Source organism: Aeoliella mucimassa (assembly GCF_007748035.1).
In the GTDB taxonomy this organism is placed as follows: Bacteria; Planctomycetota; Planctomycetia; order Pirellulales; family Lacipirellulaceae; genus Aeoliella; species Aeoliella mucimassa.
The window spans coordinates 5,078,766-5,102,314 of the sequence record NZ_CP036278.1 but is presented as its reverse complement, the minus strand read 5'-3'; the positions used below and the strand labels follow the sequence as shown (position 1 = coordinate 5,102,314).

The following is a 23,549-nucleotide window of genomic DNA, read 5'->3' as shown; positions in this document are numbered from 1 at the left end:
GGGCCGATCCTATTGGTTGGACAAGTAAGGCTGCTGAAGGCAAGCTATCGATTCTAGGATAGATCGACGTAAATGCAATCCCAGTCAGCAGTAGTGGAGAGACCCCCCGGGTACCCGACTAGACTTACTACCCCTGGCGAGGCGACGATCTACCCTGGCTGAGGGGCCACAAAATGCCCAAGGTTGGTTCAATCCAGTTAATTCGAATCTTCCGCAGAGTCCGCAGACTATTCGCCGATTGGGAGATCGATACAGCCTGCGACCGACGAATGACGAAGTACCGAGATAAACGCAGCCAAAAGCGCAACCCATATACCCACTGAGCACCCACATGGCAAAGAAGAAGGCAGCAGGCAGCAACCAGGCATTGGTGATTGTGGAATCACCGGCCAAGGCCAAAACCATCGGAAAGTACCTGGGCCCCGGCTTCACGGTCGAGGCTAGCATTGGCCACGTTCGCGACTTGCCGCAGGGAGCCAAGCAGATTCCCGCCAAGTTTAAAGGCGAGTCGTGGGCGAATCTCGGGGTGAATGTCGAGAACGACTTCGAGCCGATCTACGTGGTACCGCCCGGCAAGAGCAAGCATATCAAGATGCTCAAGGACAAGCTCAAGGAGTCCGACGAGCTCTATCTGGCGACAGACGAAGACCGCGAAGGAGAGGCCATCAGCTGGCACCTGCTTGAGATCCTCAAGCCCAAGGTGCCGGTCCGGCGACTGGTGTTCCACGAAATCACCAAGGATGCCATTCAGGCCGCCTTGGCGTCGCCCCGCGACGTGGACGACGGGCTGGTTCGAGCGCAGGAAACTCGCCGAATCCTCGACCGTTTGTATGGCTACGAAGTCTCACCGCTCTTGTGGCGCAAAGTCCGCCCGAAGCTCTCGGCTGGTCGCGTTCAAAGTGTCGCGGTGCGGTTGATCGTCGAGCGCGAACGCGAACGCATGGCGTTTGTCTCGAGTATGTGGTGGGATTTGCTCGGGCTGTTCTCGAATGCCAAGCAGGAGAAGCTGGAAGCCACGTTGGTTTCGGTCGAAGGACAGAAGATTCCCAGCGGTAAGGACTTCGATCCTGCGACGGGCAAGCTCAAGAACGACGGACTCCGCCTGCTCGGCGAGGCCGAAGCGATGGAGTTGGCCGAACGCATACGCGCTGGCGAGTTCACCGTGACCAAGGTGGAAGACAAGCCGTACACCACCAAGCCTTACGCCCCATTCACCACCAGTACGCTGCAACAGGAAGCGAACCGTAAGCTCGGCTTTACCGCTCGTCGCACCATGCAGGCGGCCCAGAGCTTGTACGAAAACGGTCATATTACTTACATGCGTACCGACAGCACCAATCTGGCGTCGGTCGCGGTGGAAGATGCCCGCAAGCTGATTGTCGATGAATACGGCGACCAGTACTTGCCGGCCTCGCCGCGTACGTACGTGGGCAAGGTGAAGAATGCCCAGGAAGCTCACGAAGCGATTCGCCCCGCAGGTCATCCGTTCCAGTTGCCCAGTGCGATTAAGGGTTCGCTCAACGCCGACGAGGCGAAGATCTTCGATCTGGTTTGGAAGCGAACCGTCGCCAGCCAGATGGAGGACGCCCGCGGCCGCCGTATCTCGATCACCATCGAGGGGAGCGGTTGCGTATTCCAGGTGAGCGGCAAGACCATCGACTTCCCAGGTTACCTGCGGGCGTACGTCGAAGGTTCCGATGATCCCACGGCCGATCTCGCCGACCAGGAGCGGATTCTCCCCTCGGTCGAAGTTGGCGAGAAGCTCGATTGTCGTGAGATCACGGCCAAAGAGCACAACACGATGCCACCGAGTCGTTTCAGCGAAGCGGCCCTGACCAAGGCGCTCGAAGAGCGAGGTATCGGTCGCCCGAGTACCTACGCTTCGATTATCGAGACCATTCAGGCACGCAATTACGTGTTCAAAAAGGGTAACGCCCTGGTGCCGACCTGGATCGCCTTCTCGGTGACCAAGTTGCTGGAAGACCACCTGGCTCGGTTGGTCGACTATCAGTTTACCGCCCAGATGGAAGACGATCTCGACGCGATTAGCCGCGGGGAACGCAAGCACATTGAGTACCTCGAGTCGTTCTACTTCGGCAACGGCACGCCCGGGCTGAAGAAGCAGCTCGAGCACAAGGTCGACGAAATCGACGCCCGCGGCATCAGTCGCATCCTGATCGGCAAGCCCGAAGGGGGCGAAGAGGTTTACGTGCGGGTGGGGCGTTACTCGCCGTTCGTGGAGCAAGGGGAGCAAACCGCCTCGCTGCCCGAAGACCTTCCTCCCGATGAAGTGACGATGGAGAAAGCCCTGGAGCTGTTGGCCCAGGCTGAAAAAGCGGACGAACCTCTCGGTACTTGCCCCGAAACAGGCAAGCCGGTCTACCTGAAGATTGGGCGGTTCGGTCCCTACATCATGCGTGGCCATCCCGACGACGAAGAAAAGCCGCAGAACGCGGGGCTGCTCAAGGGAATGTCGCCGGAAGACATCGACTTTGAGACCGCGCTGAAACTGCTGTCGCTCCCCCGCGAACTCGGGGAGTATCACCCCCCTGCGCCGGCCGAGGCGGAGAAGAAAGAGTCGGACGAAGAAAAAGCCAAAGAAGGCGAGACCGACGAGAAGAAGGAAGAAGCCAAGAAAGAGGCCAAGGGTGGCAAAGTGATGGCCTACAACGGTCGTTATGGTCCCTACGTGAAGTGTGGGAGCGAAACCCGTTCGCTGCCGGCCGACATCTCGCCGTTGGATGTGACGCTCGAGCAGGCGATCGAGCTACTGAAGACGCCGAAGACCCGCGGCCGCGGTGCTGCCAAGAAAGAACCGATCAAGGTGTTCGATGGCGAGTCGCCGGTGACCGGCATGAAGGTCCAGCTGCTCGATGGTCGGTACGGTCCGTACGTGACCGATGGCGAAACCAACGCGTCGCTTCCCAAGGGTACCAGTCCTGAGGAGCTGGAATTCAACGAGGCCTTGAACCTGCTGGCTGCTCGTGCTGCTGCAGGTGGTTCGAAGAAGAAAGCGACTAAGAAAAAGTCGACCGCGAAGAAGAAAACCACCAAGAAGGCTGCTAAGAAGAAGTCGACGAAAAAAGGCACGACCAAACGCAAGACGACCAAGAAGGAAGCCTAACCCGCTTGCTGCGGGAGGCCTTCGATGGATGGAACTGCGGTGCGTTTATTCTCCCTCGGCGATCGCGTAGGCAATCGCGTGCGAACGGGCGTGCGAGATGCTGATGTGCACGCGGGCGATGCCCTGCGAGTCGGCCACTTCGCGGGCACCAGCGTGCAGTTCGATAGTGGGTGCCCCGCTCGAGAGGTTCACGACTTCGACGTCGCGCCAGCTGATGCCGCGCTGCCAACCAGTACCGATCGCTTTGAGCACCGCCTCCTTGGCCGCCCAGCGGCCAGCGTAGTGCTGTGTGGCGGCTTTGCGGGTGCTGCAGTACTCGATTTCTTGCGGTGTGTAGACTCGGCAGATGAACAGCTCGCCGTGCCGTTCGATCATATTGGCAATGCGCAAGCACTCGGTGATGTCGGTGCCGATTCCAATGATATGCATAAGTAAGACGCTAAAGAGTGGAGTGCGGCCAGTGCCAGGTTGCACTAGCCTTCGTCGCTTGTTGACTGCCAATAATTGCTTAACACGACGATACCTACCGCAGCAGCGGCCAGCAAGCAGGCGTCGAGGCTCCACCACATGAGTGCAGTACTCGTGGCTTCGGAGCTCATGTACGAGAAGAACCCCTCTTCGGCCCAGCCAGGACGGAAGAGTCCTGCGGCCGGTTGCTTTGCCAACGCTTCGCGGCGCAGTCGCAATGCGGTCAGGTACAGCCAATAGTGTTCCGCGAATACCGCAACTATTGCCGCGAGCAGCGGAGTGATCCAGTGGATCCTCGCGGCTCGGGCCATCGTCAGCACGCCTATTAGCATCACTCCCAGCACCAGACCAGCTAGGAGCGATTGCACGCCGACGCGGAAGTAGCCCGCGACCTGCGGCATCGCAGCCAACATGCCTACCAACGCACCCACCAGCACGGCGGCTGCGAGTTGCAGCGGCCACTTAATGGATGCTCGCGGCGACGGGAGTGGGGAAGGGGAGTCCATCCCGCTATTGTCGAGTGGTTACGCGGTTGTGTCGAGCGCCTGCGATAGATCGGCGATCAGGTCATCGCTATCTTCAATACCGCACGACATGCGAATCATATTATCGGGAATCCCGAACTTCTGGCGATCTTCTGGAGCGTAGCTGTAGTAGCTAATGACCATCGGTTGCTCGATAAGCGACTCGACTCCGCCCAGGCTGGGAGCGATGCGGGGAATGGTCACCGAGTCGATCACGTCGGCCGTGGCTCGCCAGTCGGCGTCCTTGATCAAGAAGGTGATCAGCCCGCCGAAACCGGTCATCGAACGCTTGGCGACTTCGTGGTCGCGATGCGATTCGAGGCCGGGGTAGTACACCTTTTCGACGCGGGGATGCGATTCGAGGAACTGAGCGACCTTCAAGCCGTTCTCGTTGTGCCGGGCCATGCGAAGCTGGAACGTCTTCAGGCCGCGGAGCAGCAGGTAGACGTTCTGTGGACCGTTGATGCCACCCATTATGCCGCGGAGGTTGCGTACTGACTCCATGCTTTCGGTGCTGCCAGCGACCACGCCGGCCAGCAGGTCGTTATGACCGCCTAGGTACTTGGTAGCCGAGTGTAGCACGTAGTCGACCCCTGCTGAGATCGGGCGGAGGTTGTAGGGGGTCGCCAGCGTGGCGTCGATCAGCGTTTCGACCCCGGTGCGCTTGCCGAGGTCGGCAAAGCGTTCGAGGTCGACCACGCTCATGTGCGGATTGGTCGGCGACTCGCTGATCAGCAGGCGCGTGTTCGGCGTGATGGCTGCTTCCATCGCGTCGTAGTCGCACGCTGGTACCTGGATGGTCTTCACCCCGAACCGCGACATGTGCTTGGCACAAAACTCACGGCTGCGGTGGTAGCACTCGTCGAAGAAGATCACTTCGTCGCCCGAGCTGAGCTTGGCCATCAGCAAACCGACCAAGGCGGCCATGCCGCTGGCGAACAGCACTGCGTCTTCCGCACCTTCGAGGGCGGCCAGCTTGCGCTCGGCGACGCGTTCGCCGGGGTTGCCGTAGCGGCCGTATTCCTCGCGTGGCTGCTCCTGCTCGATGTAATCGATAATGGCTTGCGTGTCGCGGAAGGTGTAGGTCGACGCGCAGAAAATGGGGTCGGTGATTGAGTCGCCTGGTTTTTGACGCTGTTCACCGGCATGCACCGCAACGGTCGACATACGACGACCTTGCGAGTTGGATGATTGGGAGCTCAAGGAATCGACCGTTTCCTCTGGGAGTTCGACGCTACTCATCTGACTAAACCTTCGCAAATTACGGGGGCAATCAGGGTTGCGTCGATCTGGCGCACAAAAATCCGCAGACTGCCCGTCACTAGGCATCTGCGGCATTGCACCCGATAGAGTTTGACACGCAACTTGGGGCGCAAAAGGCCCTGGGTCGCGTGGGCACTTTAGCAGTTCGGCTGCAAGCGGCCACAAATCCCAGTCTCCCTTAACCGTACCCGGGAGACGCGTTGAAATCAAGGAGGTAGATTGCCTATTTCATCACGAACGGCCAGCCGAGGGCTAGCCGAACGGGCGTCGCATGAATCTGGCCCCCGGGGGAGGGGCGGGGGGAGCTTACTGCCGAATTGGATTTCGCAAATCAACTCCTGAAACCGTTACTTCCTGCGCGGGCGACAATTTCCACCTGCTAAAACGCGCAACATTTGGCGACGAGCTGCAAGATTGTCGAGGTACACTTTCGTGTATCAGATGGTCGATGCAGTGAACGCGTCGCTTCGTTACTCCCAAATCCGTGCGGAGGGATTTCCCATGGAATTCGGCTTCTACCTTTACCAACGCGGCATCATCACCAGCGAACAGCTGGTCGAGGCGCAAATGCTGCAAAGCGATAGCAAGCTGCCGCTCGGCGTGCTGGCCATGGAGTCGGGCAAGCTCGATGTCCGCGACGTGTTGAGCATCTTGCGCGTGCAAAGCGATTTGCCTCAGGACCGCTTTGGCGATATTGCTGTCGAGCTCGGCTTGATGACCCGTCGCGACTTGGCCGAGCTGCTGCTCGAACAGTCGGACCGCCGACGTCGCATTACCGAGTGCTTAGTAGAACTCGATTTCATGACGCAGCAGCAGGTCGACGAGGAGCTAGCCGCTTTCCGTCGCGACCGCGAACGCCGTGGCTCGGGCCGAGTGCAACGCGTGGTCAAAAAGGGAAGCACACCGGCCGAAATCCTGCAGCAAGCAGCCACTCGCTAGTCGCGCCGCTGCAGAGCGTTGGCTGTTAAATCGACTCTTCCACAACTGGGTTCGTGAGGTCGCCAATCTGGTCGATCGACACGGTGACTTCGTCGCCTGCCTTCAGGTAGACCGGAGGCTTGCGGGCGAAGCCAACCCCGTGCGGTGTACCGGTGAAGATCGCGGTTCCGGGAAGCAGGGTGGTGCTACCGCTCAGGAACTCAATCAGAGTCGGCACATCGAAGATCATGTCGTCGGTGTTCCAGTCCTGCATCACCTCGCCATTCAGCACCGTGCGAATGTCGAGCGAATTGGGATTCGGAATCTCGGCGGCAGTCACCAGCACTGGGCCCAGCGGGGCGAACGTGTCGAAGGTTTTGCCGCGAACCCATTGGCCGCCGCCACCGTTGCGCTGCCAGTCGCGGGCGCTCACGTCGTTGCCGCAGGTGTAGCCAAACACGTAGTCGAGCGCTTGCTCACGGCTCACGTTCTTGCAGGCTTTGCCGATGATCACCACCAGCTCGCATTCGTAGTCAACCTTGTCACTGTTCAGCTTGCGGGGCAGGGCGATCGCTTCGCCGGGGTGCTGCACTGCTGCGCTGCTCTTCATGAACACTACCGGATTCTCGGGCACCGGCTTGCCACCTTCTTCAGCATGGCGGGCGTAGTTGAGTCCGATGCAGTACAGGTCGCACGGCATCACCGGTGCTAGTCGTTTGGCCTCGGCTACCGACTCGCCGGTGTCGGTCAGGGTGCCGAACAGGTCGCCTTCGAGCCGGGTGATCGAGCCATCAGCCTGCTCGCAACCGAGTACGACTTCGCCAGCGGTGTTTTCGACTCGTACGATTCTCATGATTGCTTTCCACTCTTTGGGGGAAGGATGGTGGTAGTTTTCTTCGCGTGGGGGATTCTCGTCCCTCGAGCGGTGTATACTGTGTGTTATTGAGATAGAGAGTCGCTCGGCGGGGTGCCTGCGTTCGCTCTGCTGTTTGTTGAACGTAGGAAAACCATCATGGATAATCCGTATTCGTCTCCGCAAGTGGCCACGGCGTTGGACGTAGCTGAATCGGTTCCGCCGCCGCCCGACCGAGAGCGACTCGCCTTGTTAGGCGAAGTGTTTATCGCATGGGAGCGTTTGCGAATCTGGTACAATTTGGTGCTGGGGGGCGTGAGCTAGTTCGTGGTCCTTATTCTCTCGTATGACTTGTTTTTTCTCGTCAGGCAAGCTGAAGATCTTTTATTGGCCGCCATGGGAGCTAACCTCTGCTTCATGGCTGGTCCATGGCTCGAAGGCTATGTCACATGGTGGTGCGGTCGAGTGCCATGGTTGCGGATGGTGGTTTTTACGATTGGTACTCTGGGGGCTGTGGGGCTGACAGTCTATGTGCTGTGTACGCTTTCTGGGATTTCAGCGGGACTCGTCTTGCCCTACTAAAAGCTAGCCATCAGTTGCTCGACTCTCCATGGTTTGCCGAGCACCGCAGTGGCTCCCAACTGTTTGGCGGCTTGTTCGCGGTCGGCTCGCGGAAAGTCGAGTAGCACCACCAGCGGAGCCCCTTCGGCTAGTGTTTGCTGGAACGCTGCAAGCTGTGCTTCTTCCGCGGAGTCGAGTTGACTGCCAACCCACACGCCGGCATCGGGGGGCGAGGCCAATCTTGGCGTTTGCCGGCGAGGTTGCCAGATGGCGCGACCTCCGTGATCTTCAATGGTGGTCACCAGTGTGTCGGCCGAAGCGTGATCGACCGCGTCGATGGCAATCACTTTGCCAGCCAGCGAAGTCGTGGTGGGCAGAGGTTGACCGCTTGGGCGTTGCCAGTCGGTCGCTTCGCCACGTTGCCATTGGCCGCGAGCGCGCTGCCACCAGGCAGGAAACTGATACCAGAACAATCGTTCCGCGTGCGGCAGCGGAGTGCCGGTACGCATCTCCCCTTCGCACCAACTACCGAGCACCACCACCAGCCCTGCGAGCGGCATTCGCTCTCGCAACACTTCGACATCATTAGCGCACACCGTACCTGGCCGCGCTTGGAACACCACCACCAACGCGTACGGTTCCTGCGGACCTACCAACTGCGTGTGGTCGTCACTAGCGATCGCCGAATAGGCTTGCTGAAAATCGCGATGCGTGGTGTCGCCCCACGCTAGCACGCGAAGTTTATTGGTCATTTGTTTGTCGGGCTTGGGTCGAATTGGGCACGATGCCCGAGGATTAGAGCCCGTTGATAATGGTCGTGAAAACAAGGTAAACTCATTGCTCGTTGAACTGCATGCTAGCAATTGTTGGGTGCAATTGCCAAGCATTGCGAGTAGCACAAAGTCGTGCAAACTCGCCTTGACAGTTTTTTGTGATTCCGCGAAACAGGCCCTTGTCGGCTGCAACACCCGCGCTGCCAAGGATGGTAGCAGCAGCAGACAACCACCGTTAGGTGGACCCACACGGCAAGACAGGAGGTCGCGCCGATGATTGCTAACACTCATCCCTTCCATTCCCACGCAACATTCATTTCGCAAGCTTTGCCATCCGCCCAGTTGGCAAGCGGCGTCGATGTTGCCGTGACGAGTTGTACCAACCAGTCGACCGCGGTACGCCCGGGCGATGCGTTTGTGGTTTGCCAGAACAATACGCTGGCAGCCGACATCGCACGCGAGGCCGTCGAGCGGGGAGCGACTGCAGTGATCGCCGAGCAGTACCTGCCGGTGTTTGGTGTTCCTCAATACCTGGTCGACGATGCCAGCCAGGCTTACAGCGAACTTTGCAACGCGTTGCTGGGTCATCCCGGACGCGAGCTGAATCCCATCGCCATCGCTGGCACGCATGGCAAGACCTCGATTGCCATGTTGGTCGATTCGATCTTCAACATGGCCAAACGTCCGGTCGCGACCGCGACCAATCAGTTCACACGCGTCGATGGCGAGTGCCAGGCGTTGCTGCCACCGACCACGGCTCCAGCGATTGCCGACTTCGTCGACGAAGCCTTGGCAAGTGGTTGCCGTCAGGCAGTCGTGGAACTCGACGAGCAAACGCTGCACACCCAAGCCGCTAGTGCGATTGAGTTCGACGTTGTTTGCCTGGCCAATATGCATGGCGATAGCAACTCGCCAGAAAACGCAGCAGCTCAGCGTGAACAACAAGCCATGGCACTCGACCTGCTCTCGCCGCAAGGCATGGCAGTGCTGAATGCCGACGATCCCAACTCGATGCGAGTGCTGGCCGAATACGATGGCCCGGCGCTCACCTTTGGGTTGTCGGACGCTGCCGACATCACCGCTTTGGTGACCGAGCAGTACGTGAACGAACAAACCTTTGTGTTGATATGTGGCGACGAGTCGGCTGCAGTGCGGGCCAAAGTGGTCGGGGAAACGCACGTGCAGAACTGCCTGGCCGCCGCGGCGATCGCCAAGGTCTACGGCATTTCGCTTACCGACATTGTTCGTGGTATCGAACGAGTGACCGTAATACCGGGCGTGATGCATCGTTTCGATGCTGGTCTCGGGGTTTCGGTTTTTGTAGATCGCGGAAATTCGGCGATCGCCCGCAGTTCGGCCTTGAAAAATGTTCGAGAAGTTACTACTGGAGACATGTACGTTGTGGTTGATCATCAGTGCGTCGTAACCGACACACTCGCCGACCGCACGATTGCGACGAGTTGCTTGCAAGATTGCCGAGTCGTGACCAACGCGGTGGCCCGCGTGCTGGCAGCCTTGGAAGTAACCAACGACGAGCACCTGCGAACGATCGTCCAAAAACTTGGCGGCGTCGCCCAGGCGTTGCTCTTGGCCGAAGAAGGCGACACCGTCGTCGTAAGCGGCTGGGGCACACTGGTGCCGAATGGTCGTCGGGCAACGACGGCCGTTACCGAAGAGCAACTGCTGCAGTCGTTGATGTACGAAATTGCCAGCGAATGGAAACGAGCAGCTTAGCCCAATCTTCCGCGTGCGGAACTGCGAGCCGTGCGAGTCGGATTGGAGAGTTGTCGGAGTCATTGGCATTACGAAAGAGTGAAACCAAACCATGCTGTAGTTCCGTCGTTAGGCTACGCGGATTGCGGGGTCTTGCGTGGCTGCCCTCCCCTTGGGTTGGAGCAATACAGCCAGTCCCTGGGCGATTACTGGGTCGATCGCCCTTGATTGGTGCTTCGCGATGGAACTAATGAACTGAGCGTCGGGGTGGCGAATCATCGCCGCCTCGACGACTCAGTGGATACAACCGATTTCGCTGTGCGGAGTTCGAAATCGACCACCTGCCTAAACCTCGCTCCGCTATCTGCACCACCCCCGCTTTCTGCATTTCCATGTCCAGTTCGCTTGAAATTGTGATTGCCGGTGGCGGCTCGCCCAGCCATGTCCATCCTGGTTTGGCTTTGGCCGAGGCTCTCGAAAGCCATCTGCCTGGCGTATCGCTCCTGTTTGCTGGTACCGGGCGGCCCTTCGAGCGCCACCTCGTCCGCTCGGCGGGATACAACTACGTTGCCTTGCCGGCTCGACCTGCTCCGCACAACCCGATCGAAGCGGTGCGGTTCGTTACCGACAATGCGATGGGCTTTATGGCCGCCGCTTGGATGCTTCGCGAACAACAATCGTCGCTCGTGATCGGGCTTGGTGGTTTCGCTAGCGCTGCGACCGTGCGAGCGGCCGTTGGGCGAGGGATTCCGACGGTATTGATGGAACAAAACGCCGTGACCGGCCGCACCACGCGTTGGCTCTCCGGCATGGTCGAATCGGTTTGCACGGGATTCTCGGAAGTGAACGCCTATTTGTCGCCGCTGGCCGAGGTGGTGCACACCGGCACGCCCTCCCGCCCGCAGTTCCTCAAGCAGTATCGCCAGCGCCAGCAGAAGCCAGTACTGCCAGCGTCGCGCGAACCACGCCTGGTGATTCTCGGCGGAGCCTCCGGTGCCCAAACCTTGAACCAACACATGCCGCAGGTGGTTGCCATGCTTGGCGACGAGCTGAAGGACTGGCGCATCGTTCACCAAACCGGCGAAGGCCAGTTGCAGGCGACCGAAGCTCGTTACCCGGCCGATCAATCGCGGGTGCTGACCGTAAGTTATATCGATGAGCTTGCCTCGTTGTTGTTCGAAACCGATATTGTGGTTTGCCGCGCGGGGGGCAACACGCTAGCCGAGCTAGCGCTGGCCGGCGTGCCGGCCGTGGTGGTGCCGTACCCCGATGCGGCCGAAAATCATCAAATGGCCAACGCTCGGGTGTATGCCGAAGCGGGTGCCTGCGTGGTAGTCGACGAATGGCAAGCGGGTGCGCGACTCACCGAGTGCCTGGCGACCGAAATCCGGCAACTCGTTGCCAGCCAGGAGCGTCGCAACCAAATGCGAGAAGCGATGGAAACGCTGGCTCGCCCGAACGCCGCCGACGACATCGCCCGGCGGTGCTGCGAGATTCTCGACGTCGGTTTCCTGCATGCTGCCGCCTAGCGGTTACCAGCAGCATCTCTCTGGCAGCAGGGAAAATAGATTCCCAAAACTGCGTAACACGATTCGATGGGAAACTATTTTCCCGCGACTTACGTCGACGCGCGGTGAAGTTTGCTCGATGTTTCCAGGCTGTTTTTGTCATGCTCTCGTCGTAAGTGATGAAACAGGCCGAAAATAGATTCCCACCGGTGGGAATCTATTCGCCGGATGGGAATCTATTTTCCCACAGCCAACACCCGATCGGGGGATGTGGCTGCCAGTGCTGTCAGCGGCAGCTACCGAATACTGTACGGGCGCACATATCCACCCTTGGTTGTAGCACAAGAGGTGGCCAATTGCTACGAAAAAGCTGGAAGGGCAGGGGCATCGAACCGCAGAGAAAGCTCAGTCGAACTTAGTGACGCCCGAGCTCCACGTCAGGTTGCTCGTGAGCACCTCGTGGTACTTAGGGATGTGGTTGGTTGGCATGAAAGTCAACGCGTACTCATCTCCTCCGGTGTCGAACGACACTAACGACCGACCGGTCTTACCAACCAAACCACTTACATGACGAAAGAAGACCTCGTTGTCGCCATCGAACGACTTCAGGGTTTCCCAGTCCAAGTCGATGTTTCTCGCTGAACGGAGACTCTGAAGGCTCTCAACGATCGCATCGGTGAACTCTCTCCAGTCGACCACCGCTACGATGTTGTTTTCGCTAAGGCACTCAATTAACGCGAACCAGAAGTCATCCTCGGATTTCGGAGCATCTACACTGGTGAGCAGCTTCTTGTGCCAGCCGCGAACCACTTGCGAATCGTTTTCGGCTAGCGCTTCGGCAACGCTTTGCAGCCAACGGGGAATCGTGATGTTCTTCTTAGGTGAGCGATGTTTTGGCCAGACTCGGTGTATCCGAGCGACTGTCTTCTCAAGACGCGGATTGGCGTACTTCGCAAGAGCCTGATCGATCGCTGTGTTTATCAACTCGGTCGTCGCGCCCGTCGGTAGCACCGGTTTGGTGGGATCGTTGGTGTTGGGGTGCGGAGTGAACTCCGCTAGGGCGTCGATGCCAACCAAGCAGTGTTCTTTATCTCCTCGAATCCATAGGGTGAGTTCTTCCCAGGTGGGATTCAGGTCGCGAAGCAGGCGGCCCCATTCCAAGTCGGCCGGCGAAGTGAACTGTTGACGCAACCAGGTAATCGCTTGTCGCTCCCCAAGTGCTTGCAGGGCGGTGAGCGCTTGCTTGCTGGAAAGCCAATGGCGACGGTCGATATTCGACAGGCGTGAAAGTTGGGGCAGTTCTGACATGACAAGCGACACGAAACGAATAACGGCAATGCACTACAGGCCCTCCAGCTTACTTGCTTGTGCTGCGGGGTGCCAGTTTGTGTGACGTGTGCTAAGTCGGAGAGATACTTCGCTTGCTAGACCACCGAGCCGATGTTCCAGCTCTCCAGGCCGAGCGAGTTCAGCTCGCTGGTCACTTGATCGGCGGCAGCCGGATCGACCACCAGCACCAGGCCGACGCCCATGTTGAAGACGCGCGCCATTTCGGCGTCGTCGACTTCGCCGAGTTGTTGCAGCCACGAGAACACGGGGGGCACGGTCCAGCTATTCGGCGTGACCTCGATCGCTCGTCCGGCTGGCATGATGCGGGTGACGTTCTCTTCGAGTCCGCCGCCGGTGATGTGAGCGATGCCGTGAATCGGTTGACCTTCGACAATCGTGGTTAGCAGCTTGCGGATCGGCTTCACGTAGATGCGCGTGGGGGTGAGCAGCACATCGGCCACGGTATTGCCGCCGCACTCGGCGATGGTGTCGTCGATGCCGAGGCCGGCGATTTCGAACACAATCTTGCGAACCAGGCTGTAGCCGTTGCTGTGGATTCCGCTCGAGGCGATGCCGATCAGTTGGTCGCCTGCGGCAATCTGGCGGCCATCCAGCAGATTGTCGCGCTCGGCCACGCCGACGCAGAAACCGGCCAGGTCGTAATGTCCGTGAGCGTAAACGTCGGGCATGATGGCGGTTTCGCCGCCGACCAGGGCCATGTCGCCTTCCAGGCACCCGGCGCTAATGCCTTCGACCAAGGCTTCGACCCGCTCGGGGTCGTCGTGGCTCATCGCCATGTAGTCGAGAAAAAACAGCGGTTCCGCGCCCATGCAGAGGGCGTCGTTCACGCACATGGCGACCAAGTCGATGCCGACGGTGTCGTGCCGGTTGGCCATCTGGGCGACCACCACTTTGGTGCCGACTCCATCGGTGCACGAAACGAGCACGGGGTCCTTATAATCGCGACGAAACAGTTTTCCCGGAAAATCGAGCGAGAAAAGTCCGGCAAATCCTCCCTCGGCCGGCAATACCCGCGGAGTGTGGGTTCGCCGCAACAGCCGAGGCAGCTTGGCCATGCTCTCGGCATAAACCTCCAGGTCGACACCAGAATCTTTATAAGTTGCTTTCGCCATAAAACTTCCCTGAAAAAACGGAGTGGTCCGATTGTAGGACTCACAACAAATGAGTGTCAACGTGCGGCGAGATTAGGGGATGTCGAAGCACAATTGGTGCCTATTGTAAAGGAAGGAAGGATAAATCCAGTGTTTCTTGCCGTAGCATCCCCGGGAACCATTCTGGGGAGTGAAACTGTAAGGTACGATGATTCGTAAGTGCAGGGCTGCGATTCAGGTGGCCGACGAGACCCTTCAGCCGATCCGTGTTTGCGCACGGTTCCCGTTTCGGCTAGTTTCGCGTCATCCTTCCTGTGAGCCCTCCCCCCATGCAATTACAGGCGACCTCACTTTTTGCCCGTCCAGCGGGCATTGTAATGCCTCAGAAGCAATCCGCTCAGCCCATCCCGCAGTTTAACTATCCCCTGCCGTATGGCGCGATTCTGCACGATCACGGTGTGCAGTTCGCCGTGTACAGCCGGTCGGCTACGGCCATGCGCGTGTTGATCTACAATCGCGTCAGCGATCGAGAACCCTCGAAAATCGTGGAACTCGATCCCATAAACGATCGCTGGGGCGACATCTGGAGTGTGGTGGTACCCGACCTCAAGGCCGGTGCCCTCTACCACTTTCAGGCCGACGGACCCTACGAACCGGCCAAGGGATTGCGATTCCAAAAGAACGCCCGCTTGATCGATCCGTACGCTCGGGCGCTGGCTGGCAAGTACCAGCGATCGTCCGACGGAGTGGTCCGCCCGCCGAAGTGCGTGGTGGTCGACGACACCTTCGATTGGCAAGGCGATCGCCATCTGCGTCGCCCGCTGGCCGAATCGATCATCTACGAGATGCACGTGCGTGGGCTCACGCGCAGCTCGACCAGCGATACCAACCAACCAGGAACCTACCTGGGGGTGATCGACAAGATTCCTTACCTCAAATCGCTCGGCGTCACTGCAGTTGAGCTGATGCCGGTGCATGAGTTTCCCATGGCCGAGAGCGATGGCTCGAAGCCGCGGCGAAGCAACTACTGGGGCTACGACCCCATGGCGTTCTTCGCGCCGCATCGGGGTTACATGCATGGCAACAAGCCAGGTGCCCAGGTCGATCAGTTCAAGACCATGGTTCGCGAACTACATGCGGCCGGCATCGAAGTGATTCTCGACGTGGTGTTCAATCACACGTCGGAAGGGAACGAGCATGGCCCCACGTTCAGCTTCAAAGGCCTGCAAAACAACGTGTACTACATGACCACCGAAGATGGTGGTTACAAGAACTACTCGGGGTGTGGAAACACCGTGAATGGCAATCATCCGATTGTCCGCGAGATGATTTTCCACTGCCTGCGTCATTGGGTATACAACTACCACATCGACGGGTTCCGTTTCGACCTAGCGAGCATTTTGAGCCGCAACCGGAAAGGCGAACTGGTACCGAACCCACCGTTGGTGGAACTGATTGCTGAAGATCCGATGCTGGCCGATACCAAGATTATCGCCGAAGCGTGGGATGCAGCCGGGGCGTATCAGGTCGGTACGTTTGCCAACCTGCGTTGGGCCGAGTGGAATGGTCACTACCGCGACGATATCCGCCGATACTGGCGGGGCGACTTCGGCGTGACCGGTGCCATGGCCACCCGTTTGGCAGGTTCCAGCGATCTGTACCAACCGAGTGGTCGCAGTCCGTATCACAGCATTAACTTCATCACGTCGCACGACGGCTATACGCTGAACGACTTGGTGAGCTACGAGCGGAAGCACAACCTCGACAACGGCGAGGACAATCGCGACGGCGATAACAACAACTACTCGGCCAACTATGGGGTCGAAGGCCCCACGCGCCGGGCGGCGATCGTCTCGCTGCGGCAGCGGCAAGCAAAGAACATGATTTCTGCGCTGCTGCTGAGCCAAGGCGTGCCGATGATAGTCTCCGGCGACGAAGTGCTGCGTACCCAGCGGGGCAATAACAACGCCTACTGCCAGGACAACGCAACGAGTTGGTTCGATTGGCGACTCGTGGAACGCAATGACGAGATGCTGCGATTCACTCGCGAAGTCATCGCGTTCCGTCGCAGCCAACCGGTGCTCCGTCGGCAGAAGTTCCTGACCGGCACCGCTAGCCGACCAGGGGAACTGCCAGATGTCAGCTGGTACGGCGTCGAAGGTCAGTCGATCGACTGGGAGAGCACGTTCCATAGCCTGTCGTGTGTGCTCGGCACCTGTTGGCTTGAGGATCCCGCGGCTCGTCCCGTGTTGATCTTCATGCACTCCGGTGGCCAGCCGCAGGAGTTCCATGTGCCCGAAACAGCTCGCCAACTGAAATGGCGGTTGCTGATCGACACCGCTGCCGAGGCTCCCAAGGACGTGTATCCCAAGCACGATGGTCCAGTGATTTCTGGCCATTCGCCGGTAACGCTCGACCACCATTCGCTACGTTGCTATGTAGCCGAATAGCGAGCGGTCAGTTGTCAGTGGTCTGTTGTCGGTGGTAAATTGAGCGAATTCAACTCACGCCACGGACAACGGACAAATGACAAAGATCTCCATTATCGGCATTGGTGACGATGGCTTGCAGGCGGTGTCCCCCGCGGTTAGCAAGCGAATTGAAGAAGCCCAAGTATTGCTGGGACCGGAGCGGGCGCTCGATTTGCTGCCCACTTCGGTCTCCGGCGAGCGGGTATTGCTGAGCGGAGATCTGGCAGAACTGGCCGACCAGATTCGCAAGGTCGGCGATCGGGCTGCCGTGGTGCTGGTGTTTGGCGATCCCATGTTCTACGGACTCGCCCGCTACATTACCGACGAGTTCAGCAAGGATCAGTTCGAGGTCATTCCGCACGTCAGTAGCATGCAGCTGGCGTTCGCCCGCGTGATGGAGAGTTGGGACGAAGCGTTCCTGACCAACTTGGCGAACCACAGTATCGACTCAGTGATCGAGAAGTGTCGCATCGCCGACAAGGTGGGCTTATTCACCACCGCGGAAGTCGGTCCGAGCGAAGTGGCCAAGTCGCTGCTCGCGAAGCAGATCGATTACTTCGATGCTTACGTGTGCGAAAACCTCGGTGCCCGCAACGAACGGGTGACGCGCGGATCGCTCGAGGATATCGCTCAGCAAACGTTCGAACCGCTGAACGTGATGATCCTGGTGCGGCAGCGAGAGCTCCCCGATCGTCCGCGCGAAGCAGTCGGCAAGCGATTGTTTGGCAACCCCGACGAGGCGTTCATTCAATCGCGGCCGAAGTATGGCTTGATCACCCCGGCCGAGGTTCGCTCGCTGGCGCTCGCCCAGATGGACATCTGGCGCGACAGTATCGTATGGGACGTTGGTGCGGGTAGCGGTTCGGTTAGCATCGAGGCCGCCCAGCTGGCGACCGAAGGTACCGTGTATGCCATTGAGATGGACCCCGAAGATCACCAGTTGATCAAGGCCAACTCCAAACGCTTTAACGTGGCAAACGTGCTGCCGATCCAAGGTCAGGCCCCCGAAGCTTGGGAAGCCCTGCCCGATCCCGATTGTGTATTCATTTCGGGAGGTGGTCGTGAGGTTTGCCGAATCGCCGAGGCCGCTTACGCCCGGCTCCGCCAGAGCGGCCGCCTGGTCGTGAATCTGGTGAGTATCGACAACCTGACCGAACTCACCACGGCGCTGCGTGCCAAGAACGACGGGGTGCAGGTCTGGATGGTCAACATCTCCCGCGGCACCGAGCAGCTCGAGCGACTGACGTTCGATGCACTGAATCCCAGCTTCCTGATCGCGGTTACCAAGTAGCCATCGCTACCGGTCCGCCCTGGCAAACTGTCGGGCGAGGTCGATTTGTTTCCGCTCCCAAAACGTTGCCTAATAAATAGGTATCGAGCGGCAAGGGTTTGAATGCCTAACTGTACTAACTGTCAAAGTCGCACCCCTACTACGCTCGGCGTGTCAGAAGCTGGTTGTTTGTAGCGGTTGTTCGCGCTGGATTGGTTCTAACGCTTAAGCCTGCGTGATCGTCACCGCCATCAACAACTCGCCTGCAGGTATCCAAGAGTGAACTGCGTTGGTCCATCCAATAGGCCAAGCTCATGCAGCGTACACCTGGACCGGTCTAGTCTCGCTGCAATGCAGGCTATGGAACCAGACACTTAGGGCATAATTCGGCCTCTAAAGGCCTAAGGCACTCACCAGCGATGAGCTTCTGCTGGCCAGGCGGCCATCCCTTGATTCGCCGGTGAAATCGCAAGTTTAGATGCGATTATCGAAAAACAATTTAGCGATCACGGACAACCGATGGACGCTCGAATATGCGTGCTTTCTACCAGTTGATCCTCCTACAATCGCACTATTTGGAGCATCACGAACCTACGAGGCATTTCTTTTTAGACAAACCGTGAAGACTAACTTGTAGGTACTATACTTCCTGTGATGTCCAACAGGGCGGGCACTGAATCGTCCTGAACGACTACCAGGACATTAGGGTATCGCAATGAGGCTCGCGAATGTCTCGCAGTGTGACAGGTCGCAATTCTCTAATGAAGGTCCAAGCATGTTAATCGATCAACTCTCACAACGCTCCGATATACTCAACCTCGACGACCTGAAAAATCGTTGCCTTGGTAACGTCGCGTTTGTCGAGCAAGTTCTAGAACTACTTGCCGAGCGAGGCGAAGCGGATATCGCCTTGTTAGAGGAATCGCTCAACAAGTCCGACTACGAGAAGTTGTATCACGTGGCCCATCGTCTGAAAGGTGCCTTCGCCAACGCGTCGGCCAAACGGATGAGCTCCACGGCCGAAGAGCTGTGTGACGCTTCCCGCTCGCAAGAAGAAAGATGCTTGCGCGAAAAAGTGGAATCGCTTCGCAATCAATGGAACGAATTCACAAACCTGATCGATCGCAACTCCGGCGACAGCCAGCATGGTGCGTTCGCTGTCGAGGGCGCCGAGATGACCAATCGCAATGCGGTGTCGGTATAACAACATGTCTCGCAGAGCGAAGTAGTTCGTATGAAAGTCTTGGTAATTGACGACGACGTTGTCTCGGCAGAAATTGCAAAGTGCACCTTGCAGCACTTCGGGTACGAGGTTCGCTGCGAGTACGACGGCATTGAAGGCTTCGAGCAGATTCGCACCGGCGAGTACAGCATTGTCATATCCGACTGGGACATGCCTGGCATGCCAGGCGACGAACTCTGCCGCTTAGTGCGTCAGCGAAATTGGAGCAGCTACATCTTCTTCATCCTGCTTACCTCCCATTCCGATATGGGGCATCTGGTGCAGGGATTGAAGGCCGGGGCCGACGATTTTCTCGTCAAGCCATTCGAGCCGGAGGAACTCATCGTCCGCTTGCGAACCGGCGAGCGGGTGCTGTCGCTGCAAAGCCGCGACGTGCTACTGTTCACCCTCGCGAAGCTCACCGAATCGCGCGATAACGAAACTGGTTTGCACCTGGAACGGATGCGAGAGTACGGGCGGATTCTCGCGATGGAACTCTCGGGGTGGAGTGAATTCAAGGACGAAGTCGATGGCGACTACGTGCAGATGCTGTACCTCACGTCGCCGCTGCACGATATCGGCAAGGTCGGCGTCCCCGACTCGGTGCTGCTAAAGCCTGGCAAGCTCTCGCGGGAAGAGTTCGAAATCATGAAACGTCACCCCCTGATCGGCGGCGAAACGCTGGCCGCTGCGGTGGAAGTGGCTCCTGATGCCAAGTACCTGCAGATGGCTAGGGACATCGCGCTGTACCACCACGAAAAGTTCGATGGCAGTGGCTACCCCTACGGTCTCAGTGGCGAAGACATTCCCCTGTGCGGCCGTTTGATCGCCTTGGCCGACGTGTACGATGCGCTGACTTCGAAGCGGGTTTACAAAGAAAAGTTCAGCACGCAGAAGGCCAAAGAGATCATTCTCGAAGGGACTGGCACCCACTTCGATCCAAAGATCGTGGAAGCCTTCCTCGCCCAAGAGAAGGCCTTCGTCGAAGTGTCCAATCACTTGGATGCCTCGCTGGCCGACGAGAATCACTCGAGCGCCGAATCGCTCTTCGGTATCGGTGAGCCGCTAGCCGCGAATTAGATTTGTCGCAAACAGGGCCGTTGCGAACCAGACTAGTTCAGTGCTGCTAGCAGCGAAATGCCGCAGAAAACTGCATGTGCTCTTTGCTAGCAACTGCACTTTCGTGATGGGCGTACCAGCTCCTCTCTTTGTCTAAGTTGCCTGATCGGCACAACGCGTCCCCCCCGTTTGATTCTCGGTACAAGCCTTAGAATCGCATCAAGCGGTATCTGGCCCCCAGTCGATGCTCGAAACCATAGAAGTGTGGACGCGAGGGGAGTACAGATCCGTTCGCATTTCTTGATGGTGTCTTTCGTGTTTGCCGGCTTACCAAACTCAGCATGGTTTGGAGCCAGGCGATCACTCACCTTAGGGGGCATGAAGTGCGTCGATCAATCAAGTCGTGGATGTTGCTGTGCTGTCTGATGGCAGCTGCTGCTTTGATGGAACGTCGTTGCCAGGGCGATGGCATTACGCTCGATGGCGTCTCGGCCGTGAGCATCGGCCGTGGCGGCACGAATCTCGGCTTCGCCGACAATGGCTCGATGCTGCACGACAACCCTGGCGCACTGGGGCAGATGAAAGGCGACGTCATGCTACAGCTCGGTGCCACCGCGCTGTTCACGCAGTTCGACTATGGCGATGCCGACAATGTGCAACAGCGTTCGCAGAACCAAATGTACGCGCTGCCCGAATTCACTTACATCAAGCGGCTCAACCAGCAGTGGACCTCCGGCTTTGGTATCTACACGCCGACTGGGTTTGGTTCGATCTATAACCTGGAGGGCCCTGCACCTTTTGGTGGTCCCCAGCATTACGAGTCGTTTGGATCGCTGACTAAGGTGCTGTTCGGTGCGTCGTACACGCCTTGCGGTCACGAGTACGTATCGTTTGGTGGAACAATTGGCCCCGCGATTTCGTTCGTGAATGTCGAAGGCCCATACACGTTGCAGGGACCCACGGCTGCTGGTTTGCCCGGTTTGCTTGACTTAGGTGTCGAGGGAGCGGGGCTCACTTGGTCGTTGGGTGCCTCGTGTCAGCTGACCGAAAGCACGTCGATGGGCTTCTCGTACTTGGCTCAAGTGGACGTCGACGCCGATGGCGAAGTCGGGCTAACCTCGCCGCTGGGACGTACGACCTACGATACCGACGTGGAGGTCAAATGGCCCGCTTCGGTTGGATTAGGCTTGAAGCAAGATCTCAGCAGTCGCACGACGATTGCTTGCGACGTGATCTGGACCAACTGGTCGAACGCCTTCGACCAATTCGTTCTCAATCTAAGCTCGCCAACCAATGTGGCTTATCCTGCCGTGGCCGTGGAGAGCTTCCCTCTGAATTGGAGCGACACCCTTTCCACTCGCGTCGGTATCGAGCATCGGCTCTGCAATGGGCACATCGTGCGGGCTGGTTACGTCCATCACAAGAGTCCCATTCCACCCGAAACGATCAACGTATGGATGCCTGGCGCTTTGGAAAACGCATTCTCGCTTGGCTACGGGGTTCACATGTTCGACTGGGACGTCAATCTGTCCTACATGTTTTCGGTAGGACCGACGGTCGAAGTAGGAACCAGCGACTTTATTGGCGGTGATTTCGATAACAGCGTGCATCGCAATAAGTCGCACGCAGCTTCGATCTCGTTCACCCGCACCTTCGGTACCGGCGAGAAGTCGTACTAATCGCGTTAATGAGTACCACTCAGGCCGCTTGAGTAGACCTGAGTAATGCCGTGGGGCCGATTACGAGGTCGACGCCGAGGATTGTGAGTTGTCGACCACCACCTGACCACGAGGTACCGTTGGTACCTTGTGCGGCAAGTCGGGGCGACGGAATGCCTTGGGCACGTGATGCGTCTCGGTAGCAGCTCCTGCAGCGGTGCAGAACTGATAAATCGAGAACAAAGGATCGGTGGTCTCGGGGAAGTAGACATCCGAGGTCACCACATCCAGGCATCGCAGCCCGGCTTTCTCGAGCAATTCTTGTGGGGCATCGCTGCCAAACACAAAGGGCTCGCCGAGAATCTGCATGCCATGCATGAAGTTCTGAATGCTCTCAGGGAAGGCCGCGGGATTCACAACTGGTTCGCGATCGACAAGGTCGAACCACAACATGCTATCGGAGTGCGTCAGCATCGACTTGATCTCGCCGAGAATCCGCAATGTATCGGGCTCCTCGAAGTACATGCTCATCCCTTCCCAAACGAACAGTATGGGTTCGTCTTTGGGGACGACTCCGTCGAGTACGTCGGGCAAGGTCATGCACCGCAAGTCAATTGGCAGCGGCACGCGGGCGATGCCCTTGGGGATTTTGAAATTGTTCTTTTCCAAACGAACGGTTCGCTCGTCGAGAGTCGACGGAAAATCTAACTCGTAGAACGTGGTACCCTCGGGGGGATTGAGTCGGAAGAGACGCATGTCCCAGCCAACACCAATGTTCACGATGTGCCGGCCACCGCTTTGCATAAAGCGATGCATCAGTTCGTCGAGGTGCCGGGTGCGGGCGGCGACCATGGGGCCCAACTGGGGAGTCCGCTGACAGAAACGCGAAGCCACGGCGACGCCGTGTTGTCCGGCCATGGTCTCGGCGTAGGGATCCGAGAACAACGTACCATTCTCTTGCGCACGTACACCAGCGATCATCTCGGCCGACGACGTAAGCTTCAGCGCGTACAGTGAGTTAATTTTGCCGTTGTTAATGCCGTTGGTCTGCAGCGCAGTCGACTGACGCGCAAAGTACGTGCAGGTACCTTCGGCAATTAATTCGTCGCCATTCATGAACTGCATGGTGATGGTCTCAATCACCGGTTTTCCCTGGAGAAAACGCTTCTGAATGCGTTCGTGACGATCGCTGTCGACCGAGGCCTTTACGGTAAGGTCGCCAGTGCTGGGTCGGACGTATTTCATCTCGGCCTTGAGCAGCCACATCGAGACCGACTTCTGCGAATCGACCGGGTGCACGCCGATGACCGGCCAACCTAAAAACAGCGAAGCCAACGCAGCCCCACCGGAATAGTCGGCCGACAACACGATGAGTGCGGCCTGGTGAGTGAAGTGTTGGTTCGTCGAGTTGGGATTCAATGGTAGTACGGTTTCTACCTCACCAGGTCGAACCGCAGTGATCTTCCAGTCGACATACTCGAGTACCGGAACTTGTTCGCGAAGAAACGCGGTGAACATCGGAGGGTTCGTACGGCAGGCGAAATCCTCGGACCAATCAATTTCAAACAAAGCGGAGGCTGCTCTGGAGCCATCGTCGAGACTTTTCATCATTCAGAAGTTCCTGCTCAAAGCAGAGTACGAAACAATGCGAGGCGGTTCAAAGGAGAAGGGAAGGCGATATCGGAATATGATAGACAGTCTAATTACAAATCACAGAAGAAAC

General features: G+C 58.2%; 18 protein-coding genes. 10 read left to right on the top strand and 8 right to left on the bottom strand.

Going from position 1 to position 23,549, the window contains the following annotated elements; translation table 11 throughout:
• The first annotated feature begins 331 nt into the window (after positions 1-331).
• Entirely contained in the window at positions 332-3,124 is a 2,793-nt protein-coding gene (topA, locus tag Pan181_RS19965; protein ID WP_145249427.1) for a type I DNA topoisomerase, read from the top strand.
• A gap of 45 nt (positions 3,125-3,169) precedes the next feature.
• Here the strand turns inward: topA and acpS are convergent, their stop codons facing one another.
• The 3 genes from acpS to Pan181_RS19950 are packed head-to-tail and all read right to left on the bottom strand — an operon-like array spanning position 3,170 to position 5,283.
• Positions 3,170-3,553, bottom strand: coding sequence for a holo-ACP synthase (gene acpS, locus Pan181_RS19960; RefSeq protein WP_145249426.1), 384 nt, complete (start codon positions 3,551-3,553; stop codon positions 3,170-3,172).
• A 44-nt stretch (positions 3,554-3,597) separates the two neighbouring features.
• A complete protein-coding gene (locus tag Pan181_RS19955; protein WP_145249424.1) occupies positions 3,598-4,098 on the bottom strand; it encodes a hypothetical protein in 501 nt (166 codons plus the stop codon).
• Between the two features lie 18 nt (positions 4,099-4,116).
• Entirely contained in the window at positions 4,117-5,283 is a 1,167-nt protein-coding gene (locus Pan181_RS19950; RefSeq protein WP_231943880.1) for a trans-sulfuration enzyme family protein, read from the bottom strand.
• A gap of 597 nt (positions 5,284-5,880) precedes the next feature.
• Here Pan181_RS19950 and Pan181_RS19945 point away from each other — a divergent pair.
• Positions 5,881-6,318, top strand: coding sequence for a hypothetical protein (locus Pan181_RS19945; protein WP_197528540.1), 438 nt, complete (start codon positions 5,881-5,883; stop codon positions 6,316-6,318).
• A 25-nt stretch (positions 6,319-6,343) separates the two neighbouring features.
• Here the strand turns inward: Pan181_RS19945 and Pan181_RS19940 are convergent, their stop codons facing one another.
• Positions 6,344-7,150, bottom strand: a complete 807-nt coding sequence (locus Pan181_RS19940) for a fumarylacetoacetate hydrolase family protein (protein ID WP_145249418.1) — start codon at positions 7,148-7,150, stop codon at positions 6,344-6,346.
• Between the two features lie 159 nt (positions 7,151-7,309).
• Here Pan181_RS19940 and Pan181_RS26270 point away from each other — a divergent pair, with 159 nt between their 5' ends.
• Positions 7,310-7,474 (top strand): hypothetical protein, encoded by a 165-nt coding sequence (locus tag Pan181_RS26270; protein WP_197528539.1) that lies wholly within the window; start codon positions 7,310-7,312, stop codon positions 7,472-7,474.
• Positions 7,475-7,728: 254 nt separating this feature from the next.
• Here Pan181_RS26270 and Pan181_RS19935 read toward each other — a convergent pair whose 3' ends face one another.
• Complete coding sequence (locus Pan181_RS19935; RefSeq protein WP_145249416.1) at positions 7,729-8,463, bottom strand: hypothetical protein; 735 nt, start codon at positions 8,461-8,463, stop codon at positions 7,729-7,731.
• Between the two features lie 294 nt (positions 8,464-8,757).
• On the opposite strand from Pan181_RS19935, the gene Pan181_RS19930 reads away from it, so the two are divergent.
• On the top strand, positions 8,758-10,218 hold the full coding sequence (locus Pan181_RS19930; RefSeq protein WP_145249414.1) for a Mur ligase family protein: 1,461 nt from the start codon (positions 8,758-8,760) through the stop codon (positions 10,216-10,218).
• Positions 10,219-10,589: 371 nt separating this feature from the next.
• Positions 10,590-11,726, top strand: a complete 1,137-nt coding sequence (locus tag Pan181_RS19925) for a UDP-N-acetylglucosamine--N-acetylmuramyl-(pentapeptide) pyrophosphoryl-undecaprenol N-acetylglucosamine transferase (RefSeq protein ID WP_145249412.1) — start codon at positions 10,590-10,592, stop codon at positions 11,724-11,726.
• Between the two features lie 384 nt (positions 11,727-12,110).
• On the opposite strand, the gene Pan181_RS19920 is transcribed toward Pan181_RS19925, so the two are convergent.
• Both Pan181_RS19920 and purM read right to left on the bottom strand, forming a co-directional pair.
• Positions 12,111-13,013: a DUF6630 family protein gene (locus tag Pan181_RS19920; protein WP_145249410.1), complete on the bottom strand. Its 903-nt coding sequence runs from the start codon at positions 13,011-13,013 to the stop codon at positions 12,111-12,113.
• A gap of 116 nt (positions 13,014-13,129) precedes the next feature.
• Positions 13,130-14,167 carry a phosphoribosylformylglycinamidine cyclo-ligase gene (purM, locus tag Pan181_RS19915; protein ID WP_145249408.1) on the bottom strand — a complete coding sequence of 346 codons (1,038 nt, stop codon included), beginning with the start codon at positions 14,165-14,167 and terminating at the stop codon, positions 13,130-13,132.
• A 356-nt stretch (positions 14,168-14,523) separates the two neighbouring features.
• On the opposite strand from purM, the gene glgX reads away from it, so the two are divergent.
• The 5 genes from glgX to Pan181_RS19890 all read left to right on the top strand — a co-directional run bounded on the left by glgX (position 14,524) and on the right by Pan181_RS19890 (position 21,847).
• The gene (gene glgX, locus Pan181_RS19910; RefSeq protein ID WP_231943652.1) at positions 14,524-16,596 is read left to right on the top strand and encodes a glycogen debranching protein GlgX; all 2,073 of its coding nucleotides are present in this window, start codon (positions 14,524-14,526) and stop codon (positions 16,594-16,596) included.
• A gap of 76 nt (positions 16,597-16,672) precedes the next feature.
• The gene (gene cbiE / locus Pan181_RS19905) at positions 16,673-17,908 is read left to right on the top strand and encodes a precorrin-6y C5,15-methyltransferase (decarboxylating) subunit CbiE (RefSeq protein WP_145249404.1); all 1,236 of its coding nucleotides are present in this window, start codon (positions 16,673-16,675) and stop codon (positions 17,906-17,908) included.
• A gap of 754 nt (positions 17,909-18,662) precedes the next feature.
• The gene (locus tag Pan181_RS19900) at positions 18,663-19,091 is read left to right on the top strand and encodes an Hpt domain-containing protein (protein ID WP_197528538.1); all 429 of its coding nucleotides are present in this window, start codon (positions 18,663-18,665) and stop codon (positions 19,089-19,091) included.
• 30 nt (positions 19,092-19,121) lie between these two features.
• Entirely contained in the window at positions 19,122-20,189 is a 1,068-nt protein-coding gene (locus tag Pan181_RS19895; protein ID WP_145249401.1) for an HD domain-containing phosphohydrolase, read from the top strand.
• 362 nt (positions 20,190-20,551) lie between these two features.
• The gene (locus Pan181_RS19890) at positions 20,552-21,847 is read left to right on the top strand and encodes an OmpP1/FadL family transporter (RefSeq protein ID WP_197528537.1); all 1,296 of its coding nucleotides are present in this window, start codon (positions 20,552-20,554) and stop codon (positions 21,845-21,847) included.
• A 60-nt stretch (positions 21,848-21,907) separates the two neighbouring features.
• On the opposite strand, the gene Pan181_RS19885 is transcribed toward Pan181_RS19890, so the two are convergent.
• On the bottom strand, positions 21,908-23,344 hold the full coding sequence (locus Pan181_RS19885; protein WP_197528536.1) for a YiiD C-terminal domain-containing protein: 1,437 nt from the start codon (positions 23,342-23,344) through the stop codon (positions 21,908-21,910).
• Between the last annotated feature and the right edge of the window lie 205 nt (positions 23,345-23,549).